The sequence below is a fragment of the Micromonospora sp. NBC_01740 genome, assembly GCF_035920365.1.
Taxonomy (GTDB): Bacteria; Actinomycetota; Actinomycetes; order Mycobacteriales; family Micromonosporaceae; genus Micromonospora; species Micromonospora reichwaldensis.
This window is the reverse complement of sequence record NZ_CP109150.1, coordinates 6,766,810-6,788,687: the sequence shown is the minus strand read 5'-3', so window position 1 is coordinate 6,788,687 and position 21,878 is coordinate 6,766,810. Positions and strand designations below refer to the sequence as shown.

27 protein-coding genes are annotated in these 21,878 nt (G+C 75.0%); 24 read left to right on the top strand and 3 right to left on the bottom strand.

The features are described from left to right. Window positions 1-132: 132 nt before the first annotated feature. The 11 genes from OG989_RS29495 to OG989_RS29445 all read left to right on the top strand — a co-directional run bounded on the left by OG989_RS29495 (window position 133) and on the right by OG989_RS29445 (window position 10,011). Window positions 133-828: a cell division protein SepF gene (locus OG989_RS29495; protein ID WP_151455892.1), complete on the top strand. Its 696-nt coding sequence runs from the start codon at window positions 133-135 to the stop codon at window positions 826-828. A gap of 30 nt (window positions 829-858) precedes the next feature. Then, a complete protein-coding gene (locus OG989_RS29490; protein ID WP_088999245.1) occupies window positions 859-1,164 on the top strand; it encodes a YggT family protein in 306 nt (101 codons plus the stop codon). A 44-nt stretch (window positions 1,165-1,208) separates the two neighbouring features. Then, window positions 1,209-2,021: a DivIVA domain-containing protein gene (locus OG989_RS29485; RefSeq protein WP_327029122.1), complete on the top strand. Its 813-nt coding sequence runs from the start codon at window positions 1,209-1,211 to the stop codon at window positions 2,019-2,021. A 76-nt stretch (window positions 2,022-2,097) separates the two neighbouring features. Beyond that, a complete protein-coding gene (locus OG989_RS29480) occupies window positions 2,098-2,721 on the top strand; it encodes a hypothetical protein (protein WP_327029121.1) in 624 nt (207 codons plus the stop codon). 18 nt (window positions 2,722-2,739) lie between these two features. Beyond that, a complete protein-coding gene (locus tag OG989_RS29475; RefSeq protein ID WP_151455895.1) occupies window positions 2,740-3,039 on the top strand; it encodes a DUF167 domain-containing protein in 300 nt (99 codons plus the stop codon). A gap of 22 nt (window positions 3,040-3,061) precedes the next feature. Beyond that, a complete protein-coding gene (locus tag OG989_RS29470; RefSeq protein ID WP_151455899.1) occupies window positions 3,062-4,561 on the top strand; it encodes a potassium/proton antiporter in 1,500 nt (499 codons plus the stop codon). Window positions 4,562-4,783: 222 nt separating this feature from the next. Further along, window positions 4,784-5,203: a TraR/DksA family transcriptional regulator gene (locus OG989_RS29465; protein ID WP_121400566.1), complete on the top strand. Its 420-nt coding sequence runs from the start codon at window positions 4,784-4,786 to the stop codon at window positions 5,201-5,203. Window positions 5,204-5,269: 66 nt separating this feature from the next. Further along, window positions 5,270-5,905, top strand: a complete 636-nt coding sequence (gene lspA / locus OG989_RS29460) for a signal peptidase II (protein ID WP_327029120.1) — start codon at window positions 5,270-5,272, stop codon at window positions 5,903-5,905. Continuing rightward, window positions 5,902-6,846 (top strand): RluA family pseudouridine synthase, encoded by a 945-nt coding sequence (locus OG989_RS29455; protein ID WP_151455897.1) that lies wholly within the window; start codon window positions 5,902-5,904, stop codon window positions 6,844-6,846. Before lspA ends, OG989_RS29455 begins: the two co-directional genes overlap by 4 nt. A gap of 310 nt (window positions 6,847-7,156) precedes the next feature. Continuing rightward, window positions 7,157-8,965: an AAA family ATPase gene (locus tag OG989_RS29450; RefSeq protein ID WP_327029119.1), complete on the top strand. Its 1,809-nt coding sequence runs from the start codon at window positions 7,157-7,159 to the stop codon at window positions 8,963-8,965. Between the two features lie 56 nt (window positions 8,966-9,021). Further along, window positions 9,022-10,011: a DUF2567 domain-containing protein gene (locus tag OG989_RS29445; protein ID WP_442791892.1), complete on the top strand. Its 990-nt coding sequence runs from the start codon at window positions 9,022-9,024 to the stop codon at window positions 10,009-10,011. On the opposite strand, the gene OG989_RS29440 is transcribed toward OG989_RS29445, so the two are convergent. Further along, window positions 9,926-10,630 carry an LON peptidase substrate-binding domain-containing protein gene (locus OG989_RS29440; protein ID WP_151454285.1) on the bottom strand — a complete coding sequence of 235 codons (705 nt, stop codon included), beginning with the start codon at window positions 10,628-10,630 and terminating at the stop codon, window positions 9,926-9,928. The genes OG989_RS29445 and OG989_RS29440 overlap by 86 nt on opposite strands. A gap of 106 nt (window positions 10,631-10,736) precedes the next feature. Here OG989_RS29440 and hisD point away from each other — a divergent pair, with 106 nt between their 5' ends. The 12 genes from hisD (at window position 10,737) to hisF (ending at window position 19,026) form a co-directional block, all read left to right on the top strand. Next, window positions 10,737-12,059, top strand: coding sequence for a histidinol dehydrogenase (gene hisD, locus OG989_RS29435; RefSeq protein ID WP_327029118.1), 1,323 nt, complete (start codon window positions 10,737-10,739; stop codon window positions 12,057-12,059). A 58-nt stretch (window positions 12,060-12,117) separates the two neighbouring features. Further along, the gene (locus OG989_RS29430; protein ID WP_327029117.1) at window positions 12,118-13,191 is read left to right on the top strand and encodes a histidinol-phosphate transaminase; all 1,074 of its coding nucleotides are present in this window, start codon (window positions 12,118-12,120) and stop codon (window positions 13,189-13,191) included. A gap of 38 nt (window positions 13,192-13,229) precedes the next feature. Beyond that, window positions 13,230-13,841, top strand: coding sequence for an imidazoleglycerol-phosphate dehydratase HisB (gene hisB, locus OG989_RS29425; RefSeq protein WP_132236332.1), 612 nt, complete (start codon window positions 13,230-13,232; stop codon window positions 13,839-13,841). Next, window positions 13,841-14,014: a hypothetical protein gene (locus tag OG989_RS29420; RefSeq protein WP_192581373.1), complete on the top strand. Its 174-nt coding sequence runs from the start codon at window positions 13,841-13,843 to the stop codon at window positions 14,012-14,014. Before hisB ends, OG989_RS29420 begins: the two co-directional genes overlap by 1 nt. Then, window positions 14,011-14,643 (top strand): imidazole glycerol phosphate synthase subunit HisH, encoded by a 633-nt coding sequence (hisH, locus tag OG989_RS29415; protein ID WP_327029116.1) that lies wholly within the window; start codon window positions 14,011-14,013, stop codon window positions 14,641-14,643. Before OG989_RS29420 ends, hisH begins: the two co-directional genes overlap by 4 nt. Before the next feature lie 99 nt (window positions 14,644-14,742). Beyond that, window positions 14,743-15,066, top strand: a complete 324-nt coding sequence (locus OG989_RS29410) for a hypothetical protein (RefSeq protein WP_327029115.1) — start codon at window positions 14,743-14,745, stop codon at window positions 15,064-15,066. Window positions 15,067-15,083: 17 nt separating this feature from the next. After that, window positions 15,084-15,809: a bifunctional 1-(5-phosphoribosyl)-5-((5-phosphoribosylamino)methylideneamino)imidazole-4-carboxamide isomerase/phosphoribosylanthranilate isomerase PriA gene (gene priA / locus OG989_RS29405; protein ID WP_151454280.1), complete on the top strand. Its 726-nt coding sequence runs from the start codon at window positions 15,084-15,086 to the stop codon at window positions 15,807-15,809. Then, window positions 15,806-16,195 carry a RidA family protein gene (locus OG989_RS29400; protein WP_327029114.1) on the top strand — a complete coding sequence of 130 codons (390 nt, stop codon included), beginning with the start codon at window positions 15,806-15,808 and terminating at the stop codon, window positions 16,193-16,195. The genes priA and OG989_RS29400 overlap by 4 nt, the downstream gene beginning before the upstream one ends. A gap of 93 nt (window positions 16,196-16,288) precedes the next feature. Then, window positions 16,289-16,732 (top strand): MarR family winged helix-turn-helix transcriptional regulator, encoded by a 444-nt coding sequence (locus OG989_RS29395; protein WP_151454278.1) that lies wholly within the window; start codon window positions 16,289-16,291, stop codon window positions 16,730-16,732. 5 nt (window positions 16,733-16,737) lie between these two features. Then, window positions 16,738-17,163 (top strand): organic hydroperoxide resistance protein, encoded by a 426-nt coding sequence (locus tag OG989_RS29390; RefSeq protein ID WP_311411665.1) that lies wholly within the window; start codon window positions 16,738-16,740, stop codon window positions 17,161-17,163. After that, complete coding sequence (locus OG989_RS29385) at window positions 17,160-18,161, top strand: NADP-dependent oxidoreductase (protein WP_327029113.1); 1,002 nt, start codon at window positions 17,160-17,162, stop codon at window positions 18,159-18,161. The genes OG989_RS29390 and OG989_RS29385 overlap by 4 nt, the downstream gene beginning before the upstream one ends. A gap of 97 nt (window positions 18,162-18,258) precedes the next feature. Then, window positions 18,259-19,026, top strand: a complete 768-nt coding sequence (gene hisF / locus OG989_RS29380; RefSeq protein ID WP_327029112.1) for an imidazole glycerol phosphate synthase subunit HisF — start codon at window positions 18,259-18,261, stop codon at window positions 19,024-19,026. Window positions 19,027-19,132: 106 nt separating this feature from the next. On the opposite strand, the gene OG989_RS29375 is transcribed toward hisF, so the two are convergent. Continuing rightward, entirely contained in the window at window positions 19,133-19,594 is a 462-nt protein-coding gene (locus tag OG989_RS29375; protein ID WP_327029111.1) for a hypothetical protein, read from the bottom strand. Between the two features lie 55 nt (window positions 19,595-19,649). Then, on the bottom strand, window positions 19,650-20,303 hold the full coding sequence (yczE, locus tag OG989_RS29370; RefSeq protein ID WP_132236350.1) for a membrane protein YczE: 654 nt from the start codon (window positions 20,301-20,303) through the stop codon (window positions 19,650-19,652). A 58-nt stretch (window positions 20,304-20,361) separates the two neighbouring features. Here yczE and yczR point away from each other — a divergent pair, with 58 nt between their 5' ends. Further along, window positions 20,362-21,819, top strand: coding sequence for a MocR-like transcription factor YczR (gene yczR / locus OG989_RS29365; protein WP_327029110.1), 1,458 nt, complete (start codon window positions 20,362-20,364; stop codon window positions 21,817-21,819). Window positions 21,820-21,878 lie beyond the last annotated feature (59 nt).

Genomic DNA, 21,878 nt, shown 5'->3' with positions numbered 1-21,878 from the left:
GGGGTCGTGGCACGCGACGCGAATCGCGTGCCAGGGGATTGCCGATCCGCCCCGGTGGGCAGAAGTGGTCCACTCGCGACAAGCGACACGGTACGGGGGCGCGTGCCGCACGGCGGACGGGAAGGGCGCGGGATGGGTGCACTGCGCAAGGCGGGGGTCTGGCTCGGTCTGGTCGAAGAGGACGACGAGCGGGCCTACGACGACGGTGGCTACGACAAGGGCGGCTACCGCGATTCGCGTTACCGGCAGAGCCGGTACTCGGAGGAGTTCGCCGACGACGACGAGGACGACTCCGAGGAGCCGCCGGCGCCCCGGTCCCGGCTGAGCGACCGTGGCCGGCTCTCCGAGCGCGCCGCCGGTCGGGCGGCCGACGCCGAGCGGGGCGACACCGACCGGGCGGAGCGGGCCGAGCGGTCCAGCGTCCGCTCCATCACCCGGCCGTCGGCCGGCGACACGTCGGGCGCGCTGACCTACCACACCCGCGACAACCTGGCTCTGGCGCCGCAGGCGCAGCCCCGGGAGCGTGCGGTGGTCGCCGAGGAGGAGCAGCGCTACCAGATCACTACGCTGCACCCCACCACGTACCGGGAGGCGCGCACCATCGGTGAGCACTTCCGCGACAACGTTCCGGTGATCATCAACCTCACCGAGATGGACGAGGCCGACGCGCGCCGACTTGTGGACTTCGCCGCCGGCCTCGCGTTCGGGCTGCGGGGTACGATCGAGCGCGTGACCAATCGGGTGTTCCTGCTCTCACCGGCCAATGTCCAGGTCACCGCGGAGGACAAGGCCAAGATCGCCGAGGGCGGCTTCTTCAGCCTGAGCTAGCCCCGCCCGACCCGAGGGACGTCGCCTGCCGTGTTGTCGATCGTGCTGCAAGTGCTGTATCTGGTGCTCTACTTCTTCCTGCTCGTCCTGCTGGCCCGGTTCGTCCTGAGCGCCGTCCTCCAGTACGGCCGACGCTGGCAGCCGGGGCGTGGGGCATCGGTGGGGCTGGAAATCGTGTGGAGCGTCACTGATCCCCCTCTCAACGCGTTGAGGCGTGTGATCCCTCCGTTGCGAATTGGTACCGTGAGCATCGACCTGGCCTCACTTGTGCTCCTGGTTATCCTGTTCGTGCTGATGGAGTTCGTGTTGAGGCGGTCGATCATCGGCACCGTCTGATGACCGACGCGCTTTCGCGGCCGCAACTGACCCGAGGAGTTTCGATGCCGCTGACCCCGGCCGACGTCCACAACGTCGCCTTCAAAAAGCCGCCGATCGGCAAGCGGGGCTACGACGAGGAGGAGGTCGACGCTTTCCTGGACGAGGTCGAGCGCGAGCTCGCCCGTCTCATCGAGGAGAACAACGAGCTGCGCGCCCAGGTGGAGCGCGGCGGCCGTGGTGGCGCCCCCGCCGGCCCCGGTGGCGACGCCCGTCTCGCGGCGGAGCTCAACGACGTCAAGGCCCAGCTCGACCGGGTGCAGCGCGACAAGGCGGCGGCCGAGCAGGCCGCCCGCGCGATGCAGGCCGAGCTGGAGCAGGTCCGTTCCGCCGGTGGCCCGGCCGTCGGCGGCGCCGACGGTGAGCAGCAGGCGCTGCGGGTGCTGATGATGGCCCAGCGAACCGCCGACGACCACGTCTCCGACGCCCGCCGCGAGGCCGACCAGCTGCTCTCCGAGGCCCGTTCCAAGGCCGAGGAGGTCACCCGCGAGGCCCGCGCCAAGGCCGACGCCCTGGAGCGCGACGCCCGCCAGCGGCACCAGGAGGCCATGGGCGGCCTGGACGCCAAGCGCACGGCCCTGCAGAAGCACATCGAGGAGCTCAAGCAGTTCGAGCGCGAGTACCGCACCCGGCTCAAGGCCTACCTGGAGAGCCAGCTGCGCGACCTCGACGGCCGCGGCCAGGGCCTGGAGGTCGAGATGACCCGCGGTGGTGAGGGCAACCGGGCCGCCGGCGGCGGCAACGGGCTGGCCACCGCAGGGCTCGCCGGCTCCTACGGCGGCGGCGGTCGCTCCGGCGCTCTCGAGACCGGGCGCTGAACCATCGGTCGGCGACCGTCGTCACGATGACGGTCGCCGACCTCGCCTCATCAGCACGACGCGGCGGGGGTGAGCCGTGATAGTCGCCAGTCTCCTGCTCATCCTCGTCGCGGTGGTGCTGCTGGTGCTCGGCCTGGCCGGTGGCTCCAGCGTTCTCCTGACCATCTCCATCGCGGCCAGCCTGCTGGCCGCCGTCGCGCTGGTCGCGGGCGCCCGCCAGGCGGCTGCGGACCGGGCGGCGGCGGACCCGGGCCGACCGGGGTGGCGACCCCGTCGGGCGACCCGCCCGGCCGGACCGGCCTTCGCCGGTGGGCCGCTGGCGGGGCCGGAGATCCCCGTCCAGCACGTTCCTTCCACGGTCGACGCCGACGGCACCGGGTGGCGGCAACCGCCCGAGCCGCCGGTAACCGACGGCACCGTCCCGGCCGCCGCCACGTCCGGTGCCGGCCCCGCCGCGCCGTACGACGACGAGCCGCCCGCGCAGGACGTCACGCCGGGCGAGGCCGCCCGGGTGGCCCGCCTCGCCGCCGAGGTGCGGGTGGTCGACGGGCGGCCCCGCTACCACCTGGTTGACTGCGCGTACCTCGTGGGGCGGGAGCACGAGCCGCTTCCGGTCGCGGAGGCCGTCGACCTCGGCTTCACCCCGTGCGGCCGCTGCGCGCCCGACACCGCCCTGCTCGCCGACGCCGGTCGGATCTGAGCGGCGGGACGCTTCCTGATGGACGCCACGCTGACCGTCGCGGTCCGGGTGAAGCCCGGCTCGGCCCGGGCCCGCGTCGGCGGCCGCTTCGACGGGCCGCACGGGCCGGCCCTGGTGATCGCGGTGCACGCCCCCGCCGTGGACGGGCGGGCCACGGAGGCGGCCCGGCGGGCGCTGGCCGGGGCGCTGGGCGTACGGCCGGCCGTGGTGTCGTTGCGGGCCGGCGCGGCCAGCCGCGACAAGCTCTTCCTGGTCGAGGGGCCCGCTCCGGAGTTGACGGAGGCGCTGCGCCGGCTGCGTGACGGGGCCGCCGGGTGACGGACGCCGGGGCCGGGCGGCGGTGACGCCGGGGCTGGATCTCGCGCTCCTGCTCGGTGCGGGTGTCCTGCTGGTCGCGGTCGGCGCGGTCCGTCTCTCCACCCGGCTCGGCGTGCCCAGCCTCCTGGCGTACCTGGCACTCGGGGTGGCGATCGGGGAGACGGGGCTGGGCATCCGCTTCGACGACGTCGAGCTGACCCGGACCCTGGGCTTCTGCGCGCTCATCGTGATCATCGCCGAGGGCGGGCTGACCGCCCGGTGGAGCACCCTGCGCCCGGTGCTCGGGCTGGCCGCGCTGCTCTCCACGGTCGGCGTGGTGGTCAGCATCCTGGTCGTCGGCCTCGTCGTGCACCTGCTGCTGGGACTGGACTGGCGGCTGGCCCTGCTCTACGGCGCGGTGCTCTCCTCCACCGACGCGGCGGCGGTCTTCGCCACGCTGCGCCGGCTGCGGCTGCCGCCCCGCCTGGTGGCCACCCTGGAGGCGGAGTCGGGGATGAACGACGCCCCGGTCGTGCTGTTGGTGGTGCTGCTGTCCCGGGAGGGCGTCACCCACCCGTGGTGGTACGAGATCTCCCTGGTCAGCTACGAGCTGGGCGCCGGCGCGGCGGTCGGCCTCGCGGCCGGCGTGGGCGGGCGGTGGGCGCTGCGCCGGGCGGCGCTGCCGTCGGCGGGGCTCTACCCGATCGCGGCGGTCGGACTGACCGTGTTCGCCTACGCCGCCGGCGCGGTGCTGCACGCCTCGGGTTTCCTCGCCGTCTACGTGGCGGGGGTGATCCTCGGCAACGCCCGGCTGCCGCACCGGCAGGCGATCCTCGGCTTCGCCGACGGCCTGGCGTGGCTGGCCCAGATCGGGCTCTTCGTGCTGCTCGGGCTGCTCGTCTCGCCGGGCCGGCTGGGCTCGGCGGTGCTGCCGGCGGTGGTCGCCGGGCTGGCGCTCGTGCTGCTGGCCCGGCCGCTGTCGGTGGCGGCGTCCGCACTGCCGTTCCGGTTCGGCCTGCGCGAGCAGGCGTTCCTGTCCTGGGCGGGGCTGCGCGGGGCGGTGCCGATCGTGCTCGCCACCATTCCGCTGTCGGAGCGGGTGCCGGGCGCCGACCGGCTCTTCGACTCCGTCTTCGTACTGGTGGTGATCTTCACGCTGTTGCAGACGGGGACGCTGGCTCCGGTGGCCCGCCGGCTGCGGGTCACCGCGCCGGCCGAGGCGACCGAGATCCGGGTGGAGACGGCGCCGCTGGAGCGGATGGGCGCGGACCTGCTCCAGTTGGAGGTGCCGCCCGGTTCCCGGCTGGCCGGGGTGCACGTCGACGAGTTGCGGTTGCCGCTGGGCGCCTCGGTGACCCTGGTGCTGCGCGACGGGGCGGGCGTCGTGCCGGGCCCGGACTTCCGGCTGAAGACCGGCGACAGCATGTTGATCGTGGCCACGGCCGGGGTGCGCGACGAGGCGGAGCGGCGGCTGCGGGCGGTCAGTCGGCGGGGCCGGCTGGCCCGCTGGTTTGGCGAGTACGGCCGGGGTCCCGACACGTGATCTGCTAGCGTTCCTTTTGCCCCGGTTAGGGATGACCAGGGGCCGAACGCCGGTACGTCGGAGCGGCACGTTGTCGTGCGCCTGTACGTTCCGTATTCTTGCGAATCTCCGGAGTGCGCGGCCCCGTCGCCGCGCGCCCCTTTTGTACCTGGGGGCGCCGATGCCGGCGGCCCCTGTCCAGGTGCCGCGGAACGCCGCGGTTCCGCGGCCGAGGGAGCGACGATGGCGAAGCCAGCCGACACCAGGACCGCCGGTCGGAAGCCGGTGGCGAAGGCCACCCGCAGCGCTGCGGAGACCGAGAAGATCCGGGCGGCCCTGGCGGCGCGGCGTGACGAGTTGCGCGCCGAGTACGATCGGACGCTGAGCGAGATCACCGAGCTGCAGCGCGACCGGCTGACGGACTCGGCCGGGGACGACCAGGCCGACACCGGGACCAAGACGTTCGAGCGTGAGCAGGAGATCTCACTCGCCAACAGCATCCTGGAACGGATCACGCAGGTCGAGCGGGCGCTGGAGCGGCTCGACGAGGGTGGCTACGGCTGGTGCGAGCGGTGCGGCAACCCCATTCCGGTGGAGCGGCTCGCCGCCTTCCCGTCGGCCACCCTCTGCGTGACGTGCAAGCAGCTGGAGGAGCGGCGCTGAGGCCCGCTCCCCGGCGGCCATGGGAGGCGGCGCGGACGCGTCGCCGCGAGCGTCGATGGGGAGCAGATGTCCGAAGCACCGCCCGCCGGGCCCGGCAGCGCTGAGCCGGGTGCCGACAGCGCCGAGCCGAGGTCCGGCACGCCCCACCGCCGGGCCGCCGCCACCCTGTTCGGCCTCGCGCTCACGGTGCTCGCCGCCGACGCGGTGACCAAGCACCTCGCCCTGGGCGCGCTCGAGGACCGCGAGCCGGTCAGGCTGCTCGGCGGCGCGGTCTACCTCAGCCTGACCCGCAACAGCGGCGCGGCGTGGAGCATCGGCGCCGACTACACCTGGGTCTTCCCGCTGATCACCCTCGGGGTGGTCGGTTGGATCGTCTGGATGGCGCTGCGCCTGCGCTCGCTGCCCTGGGCGATCTCGCTGGGCCTGGTGCTGGGCGGGGCGCTGGGCAACTTCGCCGACCGGGTCTTCCGCGCCCCGGGCTGGTTCGTGGGGCACGTGGTGGACATGGTCAGCGTCTTCGCCCCGTACGGCCGGGTGTTCCCGGTGTTCAACCTGGCCGACAGCGCCCTCGTCTGCGGTGTGTTGCTCGCCCTCCTGCTGGAGTTGACCGGCCGGCAGCGTGACGGCAGCCGGATCGGCCACGGCGAGTCCACCGACGAGGCGGCGGCCCAGGCCGACGCCGGACAGCGGGAGCGGGCATGACCGCCGCCTTCGCCGCCGGTGGCGACCACCGTTCCCTGCCCGTCCCCGACGGCCTCGACGGCACGCGGCTCGACCAGGCCGTGTCGCGGCTGTTCGGGCTGTCCCGCACCGCCGCCGCGGCCCTGGTCGACGCCGGCGACGCGCTTGTCGACGGGGCCGCCCGGCCGAACTCCTACCGGGTGAAGGCCGGCTCCTGGCTGGAGGTGACCCTGCCCGCGCCGGTCGCCCCGCCCACCGTGGTGCCGCAGGCGGTGCCCGGGCTGCGGGTGGTGTACGCCGACGACGACATCGTGGTGGTGGACAAGCCGGTCGGCGTCGCGGCCCACCCGAGCCCCGGCTGGACCGGCCCGACGGTGATCGGGGCGCTGGCCGCCATCGGGCACCGCATCTCGACCAGCGGCGCCGCCGAGCGGCAAGGCGTCGTGCACCGGCTCGACGTCGGCACCACGGGCATCATGGCGGTGGCCAAGAGCGAGCAGGCGTACACCGCGTTGAAGCGGGCGTTCAAGTACCGCGAGGTGGAGAAGCGCTACCACGCGGTGGTGCAGGGGCACCTGGACCCGCTGCGCGGCACCGTCGACGCCCCGATCGACCGGCACCCCACCCACGACTACCGCTGGGCGGTGGTCTCCGGCGGCAAACCGAGCATCACCCACTACGACACGGTGGAGGCGTTCCCGGCGGCGAGCCTGGTCGACGTCCGGCTGGAGACCGGGCGCACCCACCAGATCCGGGTGCACTTCTCCACGCTGCGGCACCCGTGCGTGGGCGACCTCACGTACGGCGCCGACCCGACCCTGTCCGCCCGGCTCGGCCTGTCCAGGCAGTGGCTGCACGCCCGGTCGCTGAGCTTCCTGCACCCCCGCACGGGGGACGAGGTCCGCTTCGTCAGCGACTACCCTGACGACCTGGACCGCGCGCTCGAGATCCTCCGCGACTGAGCGTCGTCCCGCCCGTGACGATCCGACGAGGGGATCCCGCCGTGTGTGCCGGTACCCCCGACCCGACAGTGGGCGAAACGTCGGAACCCGCGCCGGGCGTGACGCAACCATCACCGACACCGGCCGGACCGGCCGGCGGCGGGTCGCCACCGGCGGTCCCGTCGACCTCCCCGTACGCCGGCGCCGACGGCGTACGGGGGCCCGTGCCGTGACGGGAGGAAGAACCGAAGGTGCGTAGACGGGTGTGGTCCGAATAGGGTTTCGTTCGTAGCCTGTCAGACGGGCATCGATGGCGCTGGGAGGGCGAGCCTTGGAGGGCAGCGAGACCGGCTGGGGGCGGCCGGCCGAACCAGCACCGCGGTGGCGGGCGCTGCTCGACCGGGCCCGGCACGGCAGCCGCACGGCCGAGCAGGCCGAGGCCGACCGACACGCCGATCCCCCGCCCCTCCCGCCGGAGCCGCTGCCCCGCCGCTCGTCGGGCAACGGCTATGCCGCGCGGGTGCCGGCCATCGGGCGGGCCCCCGAGCCGTACGCGCCGGAGCCCGGCCCACCGCCGTACGGCGCGGACGGCCCACCGCCGTACGGCGCGGAGTACGGCCGCCCGGTCGACGCGGGCTACCGGGCCGAGGCCACCTACCGGGTGGAGCCGGCCTACCGGGTGGACCCGCTGGAGCCCGCCTACCGGGTGGAGCCGGAACAGCCGCCCGAGCCGAGCTACCGGTCGGATCCGGTGGAGCCGTCCTACCGGGCGGACCCGGTCGAGCCGTCCTACCGGTCGGACCCGGTCGAGCCGTCCTACCGGTCGGATCCGGTCGAGCCGTCCTACCGGTCGGATCCCATCGAGCCGAGCTACCGGTCGAGCTCCATCGAGCCGTCCTACCGGGCGGACCCGATCGAGCCGACCTACCGGGCGGACCCGGGGTATCCGGCCGAGCCGGCGTACCGCGTGCCGGCCCAGCCCCCGCCGCCCCGCATCGAGACCGAGCCGCACCGGGGCCCGGGGCCGGTCGAGTCGCGCTACGCGGTGCTGGACAACGGCTACCGGCACGAGCCGCCCCCGGTCGAGTCGCGCTACGCGGTGCTCGACAACGGCTATCGCTCCCGACGCGCCCACCAGGCCCCGCCCGCCGTGCCGCCGCCCGCCGCACCACCGCCGGCCGTGCCACCGCCGGCGGTACCGCCGCCCGCCGCGCCGCCGCCCGTTGTGCCGCCGGTCGCCGCTCCACCGCCCACCGCACCGCCACTCGCGCCGCCGCCCGCCGAGCGGGGCTACCCGGCGCGCGTCGAGTGGCGCCCACGCGGCACGGAGAACGAGGTGGAGCGCGCCGTCGGGGTGCTCCGCCGCGACCTGGGCACCCCCCGGGTGCTCGCGTTCGCCAACCCGAAGGGCGGGGTGCACAAGACCACCGCCACCGTGCTGGCCGCGGCGACCGTCGGCAGCGTACGCGGGCGGGGCGTGCTGGCCTGGGACGACAACGAGCTGCGCGGCACGCTCGGGCTGCGCGCCGGCAGCGCCCGGCACGCCCGGACCATCCGGCACCTGGTCGGCGATCTCGCGCACGTCGAGATCAAGGAGGGCCCGGAGCTGCTGGCGCACCTGGACGACTACCTGCGGCACGCCTCCGACGGCTCGTACGACGTGCTGGCCGGCGAGGAGAGCCCCCGCTTCGCCCAGCGCCTCGACCAGTTCACCGTCCGGCGGGTGCTGGAGTTGCTGCGGCGCACCCACGACGTGGTCTGCGTGGACACGGGCAACAACGTGGAGAGCGCCAACTGGCGCACCGTCATGCAGGCGGCGGACCAGCTCGTGGTGACCACCGTGCCCCGCGAGGACGCCGCGTTCAGCGCCGACTGGATGCTGGACCTGCTGCACGAGGTCGGGATGGGGGAGCTGGCCGACAACGCCGTCACCCTGATCTCCTGCCCCACCCCGGGCCGCTCGCCGTTGCAGGACGACCTGGAGCGGCACTTCGCCACCCGTACCCGGGCCGTCGCCGTGGTTCCGTACGACCCGGCGCTGGAGACCGGCTCCTCGATCGAGTACCACCAGCTCCAGCAGGAGACCCGGCAGGCGTGGCTCAAGGCCGCCTCGGTGATGCTGGAGCCGTTCGCCCGGTGAGCGGGTGTGCCGCCACCGACCGCCCACGGCGCCCACGGGCCTGAGAGGATCACCGGGTGAGCGCGGACACCCCCGAACCCGACCGGCCCGGCCCCCGGCCCGACGAGCCGGGGGCACCGGCCGCCCGGGCGGAACCCGACCCGCCGGCCCGCGTCGGCCCCGCCGACCCGCACGACGCCCGGGAACCCGCCCCGCCGTACGACGCGGGGACGACACCGCCGCACGCCCCGACCGGCGACCCGTGGCACACCACGACCGGCGCACCGGCGTACGCCCCGACCGGCGACGCGTGGCGGGCACCGGCCGGCGCGTCGCCGCACGACGGGCCGCCGGGGTACGTCCCCGGCAACACCGACCTCGGGTACGCCGCGGGCTATTCGCCCGTGCCCGTGGAGCCGGACCTGCCGCGCGGGCGGGCGGTGCGGCTCGCCCTGCTGACGGTGCTCGCGTCGAGCGTGCTCGGGGTGCCGCTCGGGCTGCTCTGGGCCGCCCTCGCGCCGGACACGCCGGTGATCAAGGTCGCCGAGGGGGCGATCTACGCCGAGCCGCAGCCGGAGCAGCCGATCGCCGCCGACGGCTGGTTCAGCCTGCTGGGGCTGGGCTTCGGGGTGCTCGCCGCCCTCGTGCTGTGGATCCTGCTGCGCCGGCTCCGGGGACCGGTCGGGCTGTTCGCCATCGTGCTCGGCGCCTTCGGCGCGGCGCTGGTCGCCTGGCAGGTGGGTCGGCGCACGGGGCTGGCCGGCTACGAACGGCTGCTGGAGAGCGCGCCCGTCGGGCAGGCCTTCGAGAAGCCGGCCGACCTGCGGGCCGGCGGGATCGAGTGGGTGTTCGGCGTGCTGCCGGTGCCGCACGGCAACCTGCTGCTGCCGGCGTTCGGCGCGGCCGTGACGTACACCCTGCTGGCCGGCTGGTCCCGCTGGCCGTCGTTGCGCCCGGAGCGCGAGCCCGGCCTGCCCGAGCTCAGTTGGGGGTCGGCGGGGACGCCAGCTCCGTCAACGGCACCGGAACCGCCCGCACCTGGCGCAGCAACGCCGCCTCACGGTTGAGCAGGCGCAGCTCGGCGCGGAGCCGGGCGGCGGTGTCGTCGATGGCGAGCAGCCGCTGCCGGTCGGCCACGGTCAGCACGGCCGTCGCGGCGACCAGGTGCGACAGCACCGTCGGATCCTCCGGCAACTGCTCGGACAGCTCCTCGGGATCGGCCCGGATCAGGCCCAGGTACTGCCGGAAGACCGAGATCACCCGGGCGGCGAGCAGGTCGGCGACCTCGTCGGGCCCGCCCGGCTCGGGCAGCCACTCCACGTCGGCGGTCAGGTAGGGCTCGGTGTCCCGGTCGACGTCGGCGACGCGGAACCTGCGCTTGCCCACCGTGACGATGTCGAAGCCACCGTCGGGGCGCTCGGTGACCTGCCGCAGCTCAGCGGTGCAGCCCACCTCGTGCAGGGTGACGTCGCCGCCACCGGGCAGCGGCTTGCCGTCCGGCCCGGTGGGGGCGACCTCCCAGCCGGCCCGGATGGCCACCACGCCGAACTCGCGCGGGGCGTCCTCGGGCAGCGCGACCAGGTGCCGGACCAGGGCGCGGTAGCGCTCCTCGAATATGTGCAGCGGCAGCACCAGACCGGGGAAGAGGACCATTCCGAGCGGAAACACCGGCAGCCGCGCAGTCACGCGTCGAGCGTAGCCCGATCCCGGCGCGGCGGCGTGGCCCGGCTCACCGTCCCGGCGTACGGGCGGCGCCGGTCGCCGTCCGGGCGGGCCGCCTAGACTCGCAAGGGTGTTGAACCGGATCGACCTGCGCGGCGGCGTCCGTGACCCGCGCCGCCTGCTGCCCCGTGCCCAACTCGACGTCTCCGTGGCCGTCGAGCGGATCCGCCCCCTCGTGGAGGCGGTCCGGGAGCATGGTTACCCGGCGATCCGGGAGGCCAGTGAGCGCTTCGACGGGATCTCGCCCGAGGTGCTGCGGGTGCCCGCCGAGGCGATCGCCGAGGCGGAGGGCACCCTCGCTCCCGAGGTGCGCGCCGCGCTGCTGGAGTCGATCGCGCGGGCCCGCAAGGTGCACGCCGACCAGCGCCGCACCGACCACACCACCCAGGTGGTGCCGGGCGGCACGGTGACCGAGCGCTGGGTGCCGGTCGACCGGGTCGGCCTCTACGTCCCCGGCGGCCTGGCGATGTATCCGTCGACCGTGGTGATGAACGTGGTGCCGGCCCAGGCGGCCGGGGTGCGCTCGCTGGTGGTGGCGAGCCCGCCGCAGAAGGAGAACGGCGGCCTGCCCGACGCCCGGGTGCTCGCCGCCTGCGCCCTGCTGGGTGTCGACGAGGTCTACGCCGTCGGCGGCGCCCAGGCCGTCGCGATGCTGGCGTACGGCGCGGCGGTCGACGCCGAGGGCGCCGCGCACTGCGACCCGGTCGACATGATCACCGGGCCGGGCAACATCTGGGTCACCGCCGCCAAGCGGCTGCTGCGCGGCGTCGTCGGCATCGACGCCGAGGCCGGCCCGACCGAGATCGCCATCCTGGCCGACGACACAGCCGACCCGGCGCACGTCGCCGCCGACCTGGTCAGCCAGGCCGAGCACGACCCCCTCGCGGCCAGCGTGCTGGTGACCCCCTCGGTCGAGCTGGTGGAGGCCGTGGAGCGGGAGCTGGCCCGGCAAGTGCCGGCCACCAAGCACGCCGAGCGGGTCACCACCGCGCTCACCGGCGAGCAGAGCGGCGTCGTCCTGGTCGACGACCTCGACGCCGGGCTGCGGGTGGTCGACGCGTACGCGGCCGAGCACCTGGAGATCCAGACCCGGGACGCCCGCGAGTGGGCGCTGCGGGTGCGCAACGCCGGGGCGATCTTCGTCGGCGCCTGGTCGCCGGTGTCGCTCGGCGACTACTGCGCCGGATCCAACCACGTGCTGCCCACCGGCGGCTGCGCCCGGCACTCCTCCGGGCTGTCGGTGCAGTCCTTCCTGCGCGGCATCCACCTGATCGACTACTCCGAGCAGGCGCTGCGCGAGGTGGCCCCGCACGTGGTCACCCTGGCCGGCGTCGAGGACCTGCCGGCGCACGGCCGGGCCGTCCAGGTGCGCTTCCCGGGGGAGCTGGCGTGAGCGAGCGAACCAGTAGGCTCAGCCCCGATGCCGTCGCCGAGCGAAGCGAGGTGGCGGCATGAGCGGGCTCGACGACCTGCCGATCCGCGACGACCTGCGCGGGCTGTCGCCGTACGGGGCGCCGCAGCTCGATGTGCCCGTGCGGCTGAACACCAACGAGAACTCCTACCCGGTGCCCGAGCCGGTGGTGGACGCGATCGGCAAGGCCCTCGCGGCGGAGCTGCGCGACCTCAACCGCTACCCGGACCGCGACGCCGTGGCGCTGCGCGCCGACCTGGCCGGCTACCTGGGCCACGGGCTCACCGTCGAGCAGGTGTGGGCGGCCAACGGCTCCAACGAGATCCAGCAGCAGCTGCTCCAGGCGTTCGGCGGCCCGGGGCGCAGCGCGCTCGGCTTCGTCCCCGCGTACTCGATGCACCCGCTGCTGGCCCTCGGCACCGGCACCCGGTGGGTGCCGGCCCGCCGTGGCGTCGACTTCGGGCTGAGCGCCGACGAGGCGGTCGCCCAGGTCCGCGAGCACGCCCCGGACGTGGTCTTCCTCTGCTCGCCGAACAACCCGACCGGCACCGCCCTCGACCCGGCGGTGGTCGCCGCGGTGCTGGACGCCGCGCCCGGCATGGTGGTCGTCGACGAGGCGTACGCCGAGTTCGCCCGCCCCGGCACGGTCAGCGCCCTGGCGGTGCTGCCCGGGCACCCGCGGCTGGTGGTGACCCGGACGATGAGCAAGGCCTTCGGGTTCGCGGGCGGCCGGCTGGGCTACCTGGCGGCCGACCCGGCGGTGGTGGCGGCGGTGCAGCTGGTCCGGCTGCCGTACCACCTCTCGGCGCTCACCCAGGCCGCGGCCCGGGCGGCGCTGGCGCACCGCGACGCCCTCCTCGACACGGTGGCCGCGATCTGCGCGCAGCGGGACCGGATCGTGGCGCGGCTGCGCGAGCGGGGGGTGCGGGTGGCCGACAGCGACGCCAACTTCGTGCTGTTCGAGGTCGGGGGCGACCAGGCCGCCGCCTGGCGCACCCTGCTCGACGCCGGCGTGCTGGTCCGTGACGTCGGCCTGCCGGGCTGGCTGCGGGTCACCGCCGGCACCCCCGCCGAGACCGACGCCTTCCTCGCCGCCGCGGAGAAGATCCAGTGAGCGTGCGAGCCCCCGCAGTCGCGACCGAAAGGCAAGCAATGAGCCGGACCGCCCGCGTGGAGCGGATCACCAAGGAGACGAAGGTTCTCGTCGAGATCGACCTCGACGGTACCGGCCGGGCCGAGATCGGCACCGGCGTCGGCTTCTACGACCACATGCTGCACCAGATCGCCCGGCACGGCGGCTTCGACCTGACCGTGCGCACCGTGGGTGACCTGGAGATCGACGCCCACCACACGATGGAGGACACCGCGCTCGCCCTGGGCGCCGCGTTCGACCAGGCGCTGGGGGACAAGGCCGGCATCCGGCGGTACGGCTCGGCCACCGTCCCGATGGACGAGGTCCTCGTCCGGGCCGCGGTCGACCTCTCCGGCCGCCCGTACGTGGTGCACGACGAGCCGGTGCTGGCGCCCTACATCGGGCCGGTCTACCCGACCAGCATGACCCGGCACATCTGGGAGTCCTTCGGCCAGGCGGCCCGGATCACGCTGCACGTGGACGTGCTGCGGGCGGCCCGCCCCGGCGGTCACCCGGACGCCCACCACGTGGTGGAGGCCCAGTTCAAGGCGGTCTCCCGCGCGCTGCGCGAGGCCACGGCCGTCGACCCGCGCGCGGCGGGCGCGATCCCCAGCACGAAGGGGGCGCTCTGATGGGTGGGGTGCTGCCGACGTTGCTGCTGATCCTGGCCGGTGTGCTGGTCGGCGGGGCGTTGTCGCTGCACAAGCAGGGCGCTCCGCGTAAGGCGGTGGTCCTCACGGCGCTGCTCGCCGCGCTGGCCACGGTCGGCGGCGTGCTGTGGCTGCTGCCGGGGGAGGGCGCGTGAGCCGAGTGGTGGTGCTCGACCACGGGTCGGGCAACCTGCGCTCGGCCGAGCGGGCCCTGGCCCACGCCGGCGCGGACGTGACGGTGACCGACGACCTGACCGCCGCCGCCGAGGCGGACGGCCTGGTGGTGCCCGGTGTGGGCGCGTACGCCGCCTGCATGGCCGGGATCGAGGCCCTCGGCGCCGGCCCGGTGATCGCCGAGCGCGTCGCCGCCGGCCGTCCGGTGCTGGGCATCTGCGTGGGCATGCAGGTGCTCTTCGAACACGGCGACGAGCACGGGGTGGTGACCAAGGGGCTCGGGCTGCTGCCCGGCGGGGTGACCAGGCTGGCCGCCCCCCGGCTGCCGCACATGGGCTGGAACACGGTCGCGGCGCCGGCCGGTTCGGTGCTCTTCGCCGGCCTGCCCGCCGACAGCCGGTTCTACTTCGTGCACTCGTACGGGGTCGGGGACCCGGGCGCGCTGGCGGAGGCCGGCGCCACGGTCACCACCGCCCACCACGGGACGGACTTCGTGGCGGCCGTGGAGCAGGGTCCGCTCTGCGCCGCGCAGTTCCACCCGGAGAAGTCCGCCGACACCGGTGCCGCGCTGCTGCGCAACTGGCTCGCCACGCTTCCCACCGGTGACTGAGCGCCTGCCCGGTGCGGCGGGCCCGCTCCGGCCCGCCGCCGGCCGCCCTGTCGCGCGTCGACAGCTACCCGGACGACCGCGCCCCCGGCGGGACACGCCGTGAGCAAGGAGCGGGCCCGGCGCCGGGCGGCCCGGGAGGCCGAGGTCGCCCGGGAGCGGGCCGTCCGTGAGCGGCGGACCGCCCGGCGGTCGCGGCGGCGGGCACTGGTCCGCCGGTTGACGCCGTCGCTGTGCCGGGGGCGGACGGGCCGGCTGCCCCGGCACAGTCGCGGCGAGCGGGCCGCCATCGTGCTGCTGACCCTGGTGGCGATGGTCCTGATCTGGTCGCTCGTCGACGATCTGGCGCTGCGCATCGCGCTGGTCGTGCTGTTGCTGCTCGTACTGCCGGCGATCGTGGTGATCGCCCTGGACCGTCGCACCTGACTTCGAGGAGAAATACCGTGAGCCTCACCCTGTTGCCCGCCGTGGACGTCGCCGACGGCCAGGCCGTCCGACTCGTGCAGGGAGCCGCCGGCAGCGAGACGACGTACGGCGACCCGTTGGAGGCCGCCCTCGCGTGGCAGCGGGACGGCGCCGAGTGGATCCACCTGGTCGATCTCGACGCCGCGTTCGGCCGGGGCTCCAACGCGCACCTGCTGGCCGAGGTGGTGCGGCAGCTCGACGTGAAGGTGGAGCTGTCCGGCGGCATCCGCGACGACGAGTCGCTGCACGCCGCGCTCGGCACGGGCGCCGCCCGGGTGAACATCGGCACCGCCGCCCTGGAGGATCCGGTCTGGTGCGACCGGGTGTGCGGGGAGTACGGCGACCGGGTGGCGATCGGGCTCGACGTGCGGGGCCGTACCCTCTCCGCCCGGGGCTGGACGCGTGACGGCGGCGACCTCTTCGAGGTGCTGGAGCGGCTCGACAAGGCGGGCGCGGCGCGGTACGTCGTCACCGACATCACCAAGGACGGCACCATGCGCGGGCCGAACCTGGACCTGCTGCGCGAGGTCTGCGCCCGCACCGACGCCCCGGTGATCGCCTCGGGCGGCGTCTCCACCCTGGACGACCTGCGGGCGCTGGCCACCCTGGAGCCGATCGGGGTGGAGGGCGTGATCGCCGGCAAGGCCCTGTACGCGGGCGCCTTCACCGTGGCGCAGGCGCTGGAAACCCTGGCGGCGGCGTGACCGTCACGCGGCTCGGCTCGGGCGGCCCCTGGGAGTCGGTGTACGGCTACTGCCGGGTCGTCCGGGCCGGCGACCTGGCCTGGACGGCCGGCTGCACCTCGACGGTGGACGGCGTGGTCACCCACGTCGGGGACGCGGCGGCGCAGACCGCGCAGGCCCTGCGGATCGGCCTGGACGCGCTCGCCGAGGTGGGCGCGGAGCCCGGGGACGTGGTGCGGACCCGGATGTACGTCACCGACCGGACGTACGCCGACGAGGTGGGCCGGGCGCACAACGTGGTCTTCGGCGCGGTCCGTCCGGCGGCCACCATGGTGGTGGTGGCCGGCCTGCTCGACCCGGACCATCTGGTCGAGGTGGAGTTGGAGGCGTACCTCGGCGACCGCTGAGCCCCGGGAAGCGCGCCGAGACGGTGCCGCCCGACGCGCCGCGTCGCGACCTGATCGGTTGCGCACAATCTAATCGCGCGCTACGGTTCCCCGGTGACCGACCATCTGGTACTGCGCCGGCAGGTGTGCTTCGCGCTCTACGCCGCGTCGCGCGCCCTCACCGACGTCTACCGGCCCGTCCTCGACGAGTTCGGCCTGACCTACCCGCAGTACCTGGTGCTGCTGGTGCTCTGGGAGCGCGACGACGCCCCCACGGTCTCCGAGCTCGGCGCCGCCCTGCGACTGGACTCCGGCACGCTCTCCCCGCTGCTCAAGCGGCTGGAGGGGGCGGGGCTGGTCGTCCGGACCCGGTCGGCGCGCGACGAGCGGCGGGTGGAGGTGGGCCTGACCGGCGACGGGCGGGCCCTGCGGCACCGGATGGACGAGGTGCCGCTGCGGGTCGCCCGTGCCACGGGCCTCACCGAGGCGGAGCTGGTCGCCCTGCGCGACACCCTCACCCGGGTCACCGAGACGATCCACCGACAGAAGGAGCAGTGACCACCATGCAGGTGCTCTACACCGCGTCCGCCCGGGCCACCGGGGACGGTCGGGACGGCCACGTCCGCACCTCCGACGGCACCGTCGAGCTCGACCTGGCCGTGCCGAAGGAGATGGGTGGCGCCGGCGGCGCCGCCAACCCCGAGCAGCTCTTCGCGGCCGGCTACGCCGCCTGCTTCCACTCGGCGCTGCGCCTGGTCGCCCGCAAGGCGAAGGTCGACGTCTCCGGCTCGGTCGTCGAGGCCGAGGTCGGCATCGGCGCCAACGGCAGCGGCGGCTTCGGGCTGGCCGTCACCCTTCTGGTCGACCTCCCGGCCGTCGAGCGGGCCGCCGCCGAGCAGGTCGTCGAGCAGGCCCACCAGGTCTGCCCGTACTCGAACGCCACCCGCGGCAACGTCGAGGTCACCCTCACCGTGCGCGAGGCGCTGTGAGCACCCGCAACCGGGAGATCCACCTGGCCGCCCGCCCGCAGGGCTGGCCGACCGCGGACAACTTCCGGCTCGTCGAGACCGAGGTGCCCACCCCCGGCCCGGGTCAGGTCGTGGTCCGCAACCGGTACGTGTCGGTCGACCCGTACATGCGGGGGCGGATGAACGACGTCAGGTCGTACGTGCCGCCGTTCGCGCTCGACGCCCCGCTGGACGGTGGGGCGGTCGGCGAGGTGGTGGCCAGCGAGGTCGAGGGTCTCCAGCCCGGCGACACCGTGCTGCACGGCCTCGGCTGGCGCGAGTACGCGCTGCTCGACGCGCGGGCCGCCCGGAAGGTCGACCCCGACCTCGCCCCGGTCAGCGCCTACCTGAGCGTGCTCGGCATGACCGGCCTGACCGCGTACGCCGGGCTGCTGGACGTCGCCGGGATGAAGGCGGGGGAGACCGTCTTCGTCTCCGCCGCCGCCGGCGCGGTGGGCAGCCTGGTCGGCCAGATCGCCAAGCTGCGGGGCGCGGCGCGCGTAATCGGCAGCGCGGGCTCGGCGGCCAAGGTCGAGCGGCTGCGCGCGCTGGGCTTCGACGCCGCGTTCGACTACCACGACGGGCCGGTGCGCGACTCGCTGAAGGCCGCCGCCCCGGACGGCGTCGACGTCTACTTCGACAACGTCGGCGGCGACCACCTGGAGGCGGCGATCTCCGCGATGAAGGTGCACGGCCGGGCCGCGATCTGCGGCATGATCGCGCAGTACAACGACACCGAGCCCCCGGCCGCGCCGCGCAACCTGGCGCTGGTCATCGGCAAGCGGCTCACCCTGCGCGGGTTCCTGGTCGGCGACCACGGCCACCTGCGCGACGAGTTCGTGCGCGAGATGGCCGGCTGGCTGCGCGACGGCAGGGTCTCGTACGACGAGACGGTCGTCGACGGCATCGAGAACGCCCCGGAGGCGTTCCTCGGCCTGCTGCGCGGCGAGAACCTGGGCAAGATGCTCGTCCGGGTGTGAGCGAGGCCACTTCTCCGGCGTGGGGGACCCCCGTCGACCGCGGTGACCGGCCGTACCGGCCGGTCACCGCCGGTGCCGGGAGGGATAGGCTCGCGGCATGACGGTGGCGGTGCGGGTCATCCCGTGTCTCGACGTGGACGCCGGTCGGGTGGTCAAGGGGGTCAACTTCCTCGACCTGCGCGACGCCGGCGACCCGGTGGAACTGGCGGCGGCGTACGACCGGGCCGGCGCGGACGAGCTGACCTTCCTCGACGTCACCGCCTCCTCCAGCGACCGGGGCACGATGCTCGACGTGGTCCGCCGCACGGCGGAGTCGGTCTTCATCCCGCTGACCGTCGGCGGTGGCGTCCGGCAGGTCGCCGACGTCGACACCCTGCTGCGCGCCGGCGCGGACAAGGTCGGGGTGAACACCGCCGCCATCGCCCGCCCCGAGCTGATCGCCGAGATCGCCGACCGCTTCGGCCGGCAGGTGCTGGTGCTCTCGCTCGACGTGCGGCGGGCGCCCGGCAGCGGCACGCCCAGCGGTTTCGAGGTGACCACCCACGGCGGTCGGCGCGGCACCGGGCTGGACGCGGTCGAGTGGGCCCGGCGCGGCGCCGAGCTGGGCGCGGGCGAGATCCTGCTGAACTCGATGGACGCCGACGGCACCAAGACCGGCTTCGACCTCGAACTCATCGGCGCGGTGCGCCGGGTGGTGGACGTGCCGGTGGTGGCCAGCGGCGGCGCGGGCGAGGTGGCGCACTTCGCGCCGGCGATCGGCGCCGGCGCCGACGCGGTGCTCGCCGCCAGCGTCTTCCACTTCGGCGAGCTGTCCGTCGCCGAGGTCAAGGACGCGCTGCGCGGGGCCGGGCACCCCGTCCGCTGACCGCCCGCGCAATCCGCCCGGTCCGCCCGGCCGCGTGATCCGGCCGGTCCCTCCGGCCGCGTGATCCGCCCGGTCCCTCCGGCCTGCCCGGCCCGTCGGTGCCCGCTCAGTCGCGGCGGGACCGGTTCTCGGGGGAGCGCCGGGGCGCCGGGATCGAACGCACCACGTACTCCTGCACGGCGGCGGCGTGGTCGGCCTCGTCCAGGTGCCAGTCGGCGCTGACGGGGGCGTGCCGCCGGACCAGGACGCCCTGCACGGTGTCCACCGTGGTGGCCAGCCCGGCGTTCGGCCTGGTGCGCCAGAGGCGCTCACCGTCGGTGGTGATCCGGAACCAGCCGTCGGTGACGCTGACCAGCCCGGCCCCGACGAGGCGACGGACCGCAGCCTCCACCTCGTGCCGCTCGGGGATCGCCTGGTTGAGATGGTCGGCGGTGGAGATCACGTCGGCGAGGCGTACGCCCTCGGGGCGGCGGCTGGCCGCCGCGCGGCGGTGCCGTCCCGCACCGCTGGCGATCACCACCGAGACGAAGATCCAGGCATCGGTCCAGCGCCATCCGTTCTCCCCCATGCGAGGATTCTGCCGGGCGTGGCGTCCGAAGGGAACACCCGGCATCCGGGTCGCGTCAGGTGGCGGGGAGCGGCGCGACCGGGCCCGGGGCGGGGTCCTGCGGCCCGGGGACCGTGAACAGCGGCAGGAAGACCTGGGTCAGCGGGCCGATGCCCAGCGCGTACGCGATCGTGCCGACGCCCACCGTCCCGCCGAGCAGCCAGCCCAGCGCCAGCACCGTGACCTCGATGACGGTGCGGACGAGCCGGATCGAGCGGCCGGGCCGGCGGGCGACGTAGCCGGTCATCAGGCCGTCCCGAGGGCCGGGTCCGAGGCGGGCGCCGAGGTAGAGCCCCGTCGCCGCCCCGTTGGCCACGATGCCGGCGACCAGCATCCCGGCCCGTACGCCCAGCGACCCGCCGGCCGGCATCAGCGCGAGTGTCGCGTCGACCACCAGCCCGACCACCAGCGCGTTGCTGACCGTGCCGAGGCCGGGGCGCTGGCGCAGCGGTATCCAGAGCAGCAGCACCAGCACGCCCACCGCGATGGTGACGGTGCCGATGGAGAGGCCGGTCAGCTCGGACAGGCCCTGGTGGAACACGTTCCACGGGTCCAGGCCCAGCTCCGAGTTGATCATCAGAGCCATGCTGACGCCGTAGAGGACGAGGCCCGCGTAGAGCTGGCTCAGCCGCCGCGCGGGACGATGTCGGAGATTGCCAATCGGTGTCACCCATGCCACGCTAAAGGCCAATTGGCGCAGCGTAAGAGCCAATCCGGGAGGAGTGGCCATGACGAGTCAGGTTCGGGGTGTCCAATTGGCCCGGCTCCTCGGTCAGTGGCATGCGCTTCCCGGCCGCCGGCGCAGCCCCGACTACGCCGCCCTCGCCGGTGCCGTACGCGGCCTGCTCGCCGACGGCCGGCTGCCGCTGGGCGTGCGGCTGCCCGCCGAGCGGGAGCTGGCCGAGGCGCTGAAGATCAGCCGGACCACGGTCACGGCGGCGTACCGGGAGCTGCGGGAGAGCGGGCACCTCGCCAGCCGGCGGGGTGCGGGCAGCTGGACGATGCTCCCGGGCACCCACCGGGTGGCGAGCACCGGGCTCTGGACCCCGCTGGACGACCGCGACATGATCGACCTCGGGGTCGCCGCGCTCGCCGCGCCGCCCGAGCTGCTGCCGGCCGCCCGCGCGGCGGCCGAGGACCTGCCCCGCTACCTGGGCGGCGCCGGCTACCACCCGACCGGGATCATCGAGCTGCGCGAGGCGGTGGCCCGCGCGTACACCGACCGGGGCCTGCCCACCTCACCTGACCAGATCATGGTCACCAACGGCACCCAGCACGCCCTCGACCTGGTGCTCCGGCTGGCCCTCGCCCCCGGCGGCAACGTGCTGGTCGAGGCGCCCAGCTATCCGAACGCGCTGGCCGCGCTGGCCGCGCGCCGGGCCCGGATCACCACCCACGGCCTGGCCGTCGAGGAGCCCGGGTGGGACGCCGACCTGCTGCTCGGCGCCCTCCGGCAGGCAAGGCCCAAGCTGGCGTACCTGATCCCGGACTTCCAGAACCCGACCGGTCACCTGATGTCGGCCGCGCTGCGCGAGCGGGTGGTGGCCACCGCGCACGCCGTCGGCACCGACCTGATCGTCGACGAGTCCTTCGTGGACCTGCCGCTGGACGGGACGGTGCTGCCCCCGCCCACCGCCAGCTTCGACCGGCACTCCCGGGTGATCACCATCGGCGGCATGAGCAAGCCGTTCTGGGGCGGCCTGCGGATCGGCTGGGTCCGCGCCTCCGCCCCGCAGGTGCAGCGGCTCGCCGCCGCCCGCGTCGGCGTCGACATGGCCAGCCCGGTCCTGGACCAGCTGGTCGCGGTCCACCTGCTCGCCGACGCGCCGGGCATCGTCGCCGCCCGGCAGGCCCAGCTCACCGTCCAGCGCGACGCGCTGCTCGCCGCGCTCGCGCAGCGCCTGCCCGAGTGGCGGGTCACCGTCCCGCACGGCGGGGTGACCCTCTGGGCCGAACTCGACGGGCCGATCTCCAGCGCGCTGGCCCGGGCCGCCGAGGAGGTCGGCGTACGCCTGGCGCCCGGTCCCCGGTTCGGCCTGGACGGCACGTTGGAGCGCTTCCTGCGGCTGCCGTTCACCCTGCCGGCCGCCGACCTGGTCGAGGCGGTCGGCCGCATCGCCGCCGTCCGGTACGACCTGGACCGGGGCGGCCGGACGCAGTGGCGGGAACCGGCGGTCATCGCCTGAGGGCCGGGCCGGCGTGCCGGCCGGAACGGGCCGCCGGGTCGGTCAATCGCGCCTGCGCC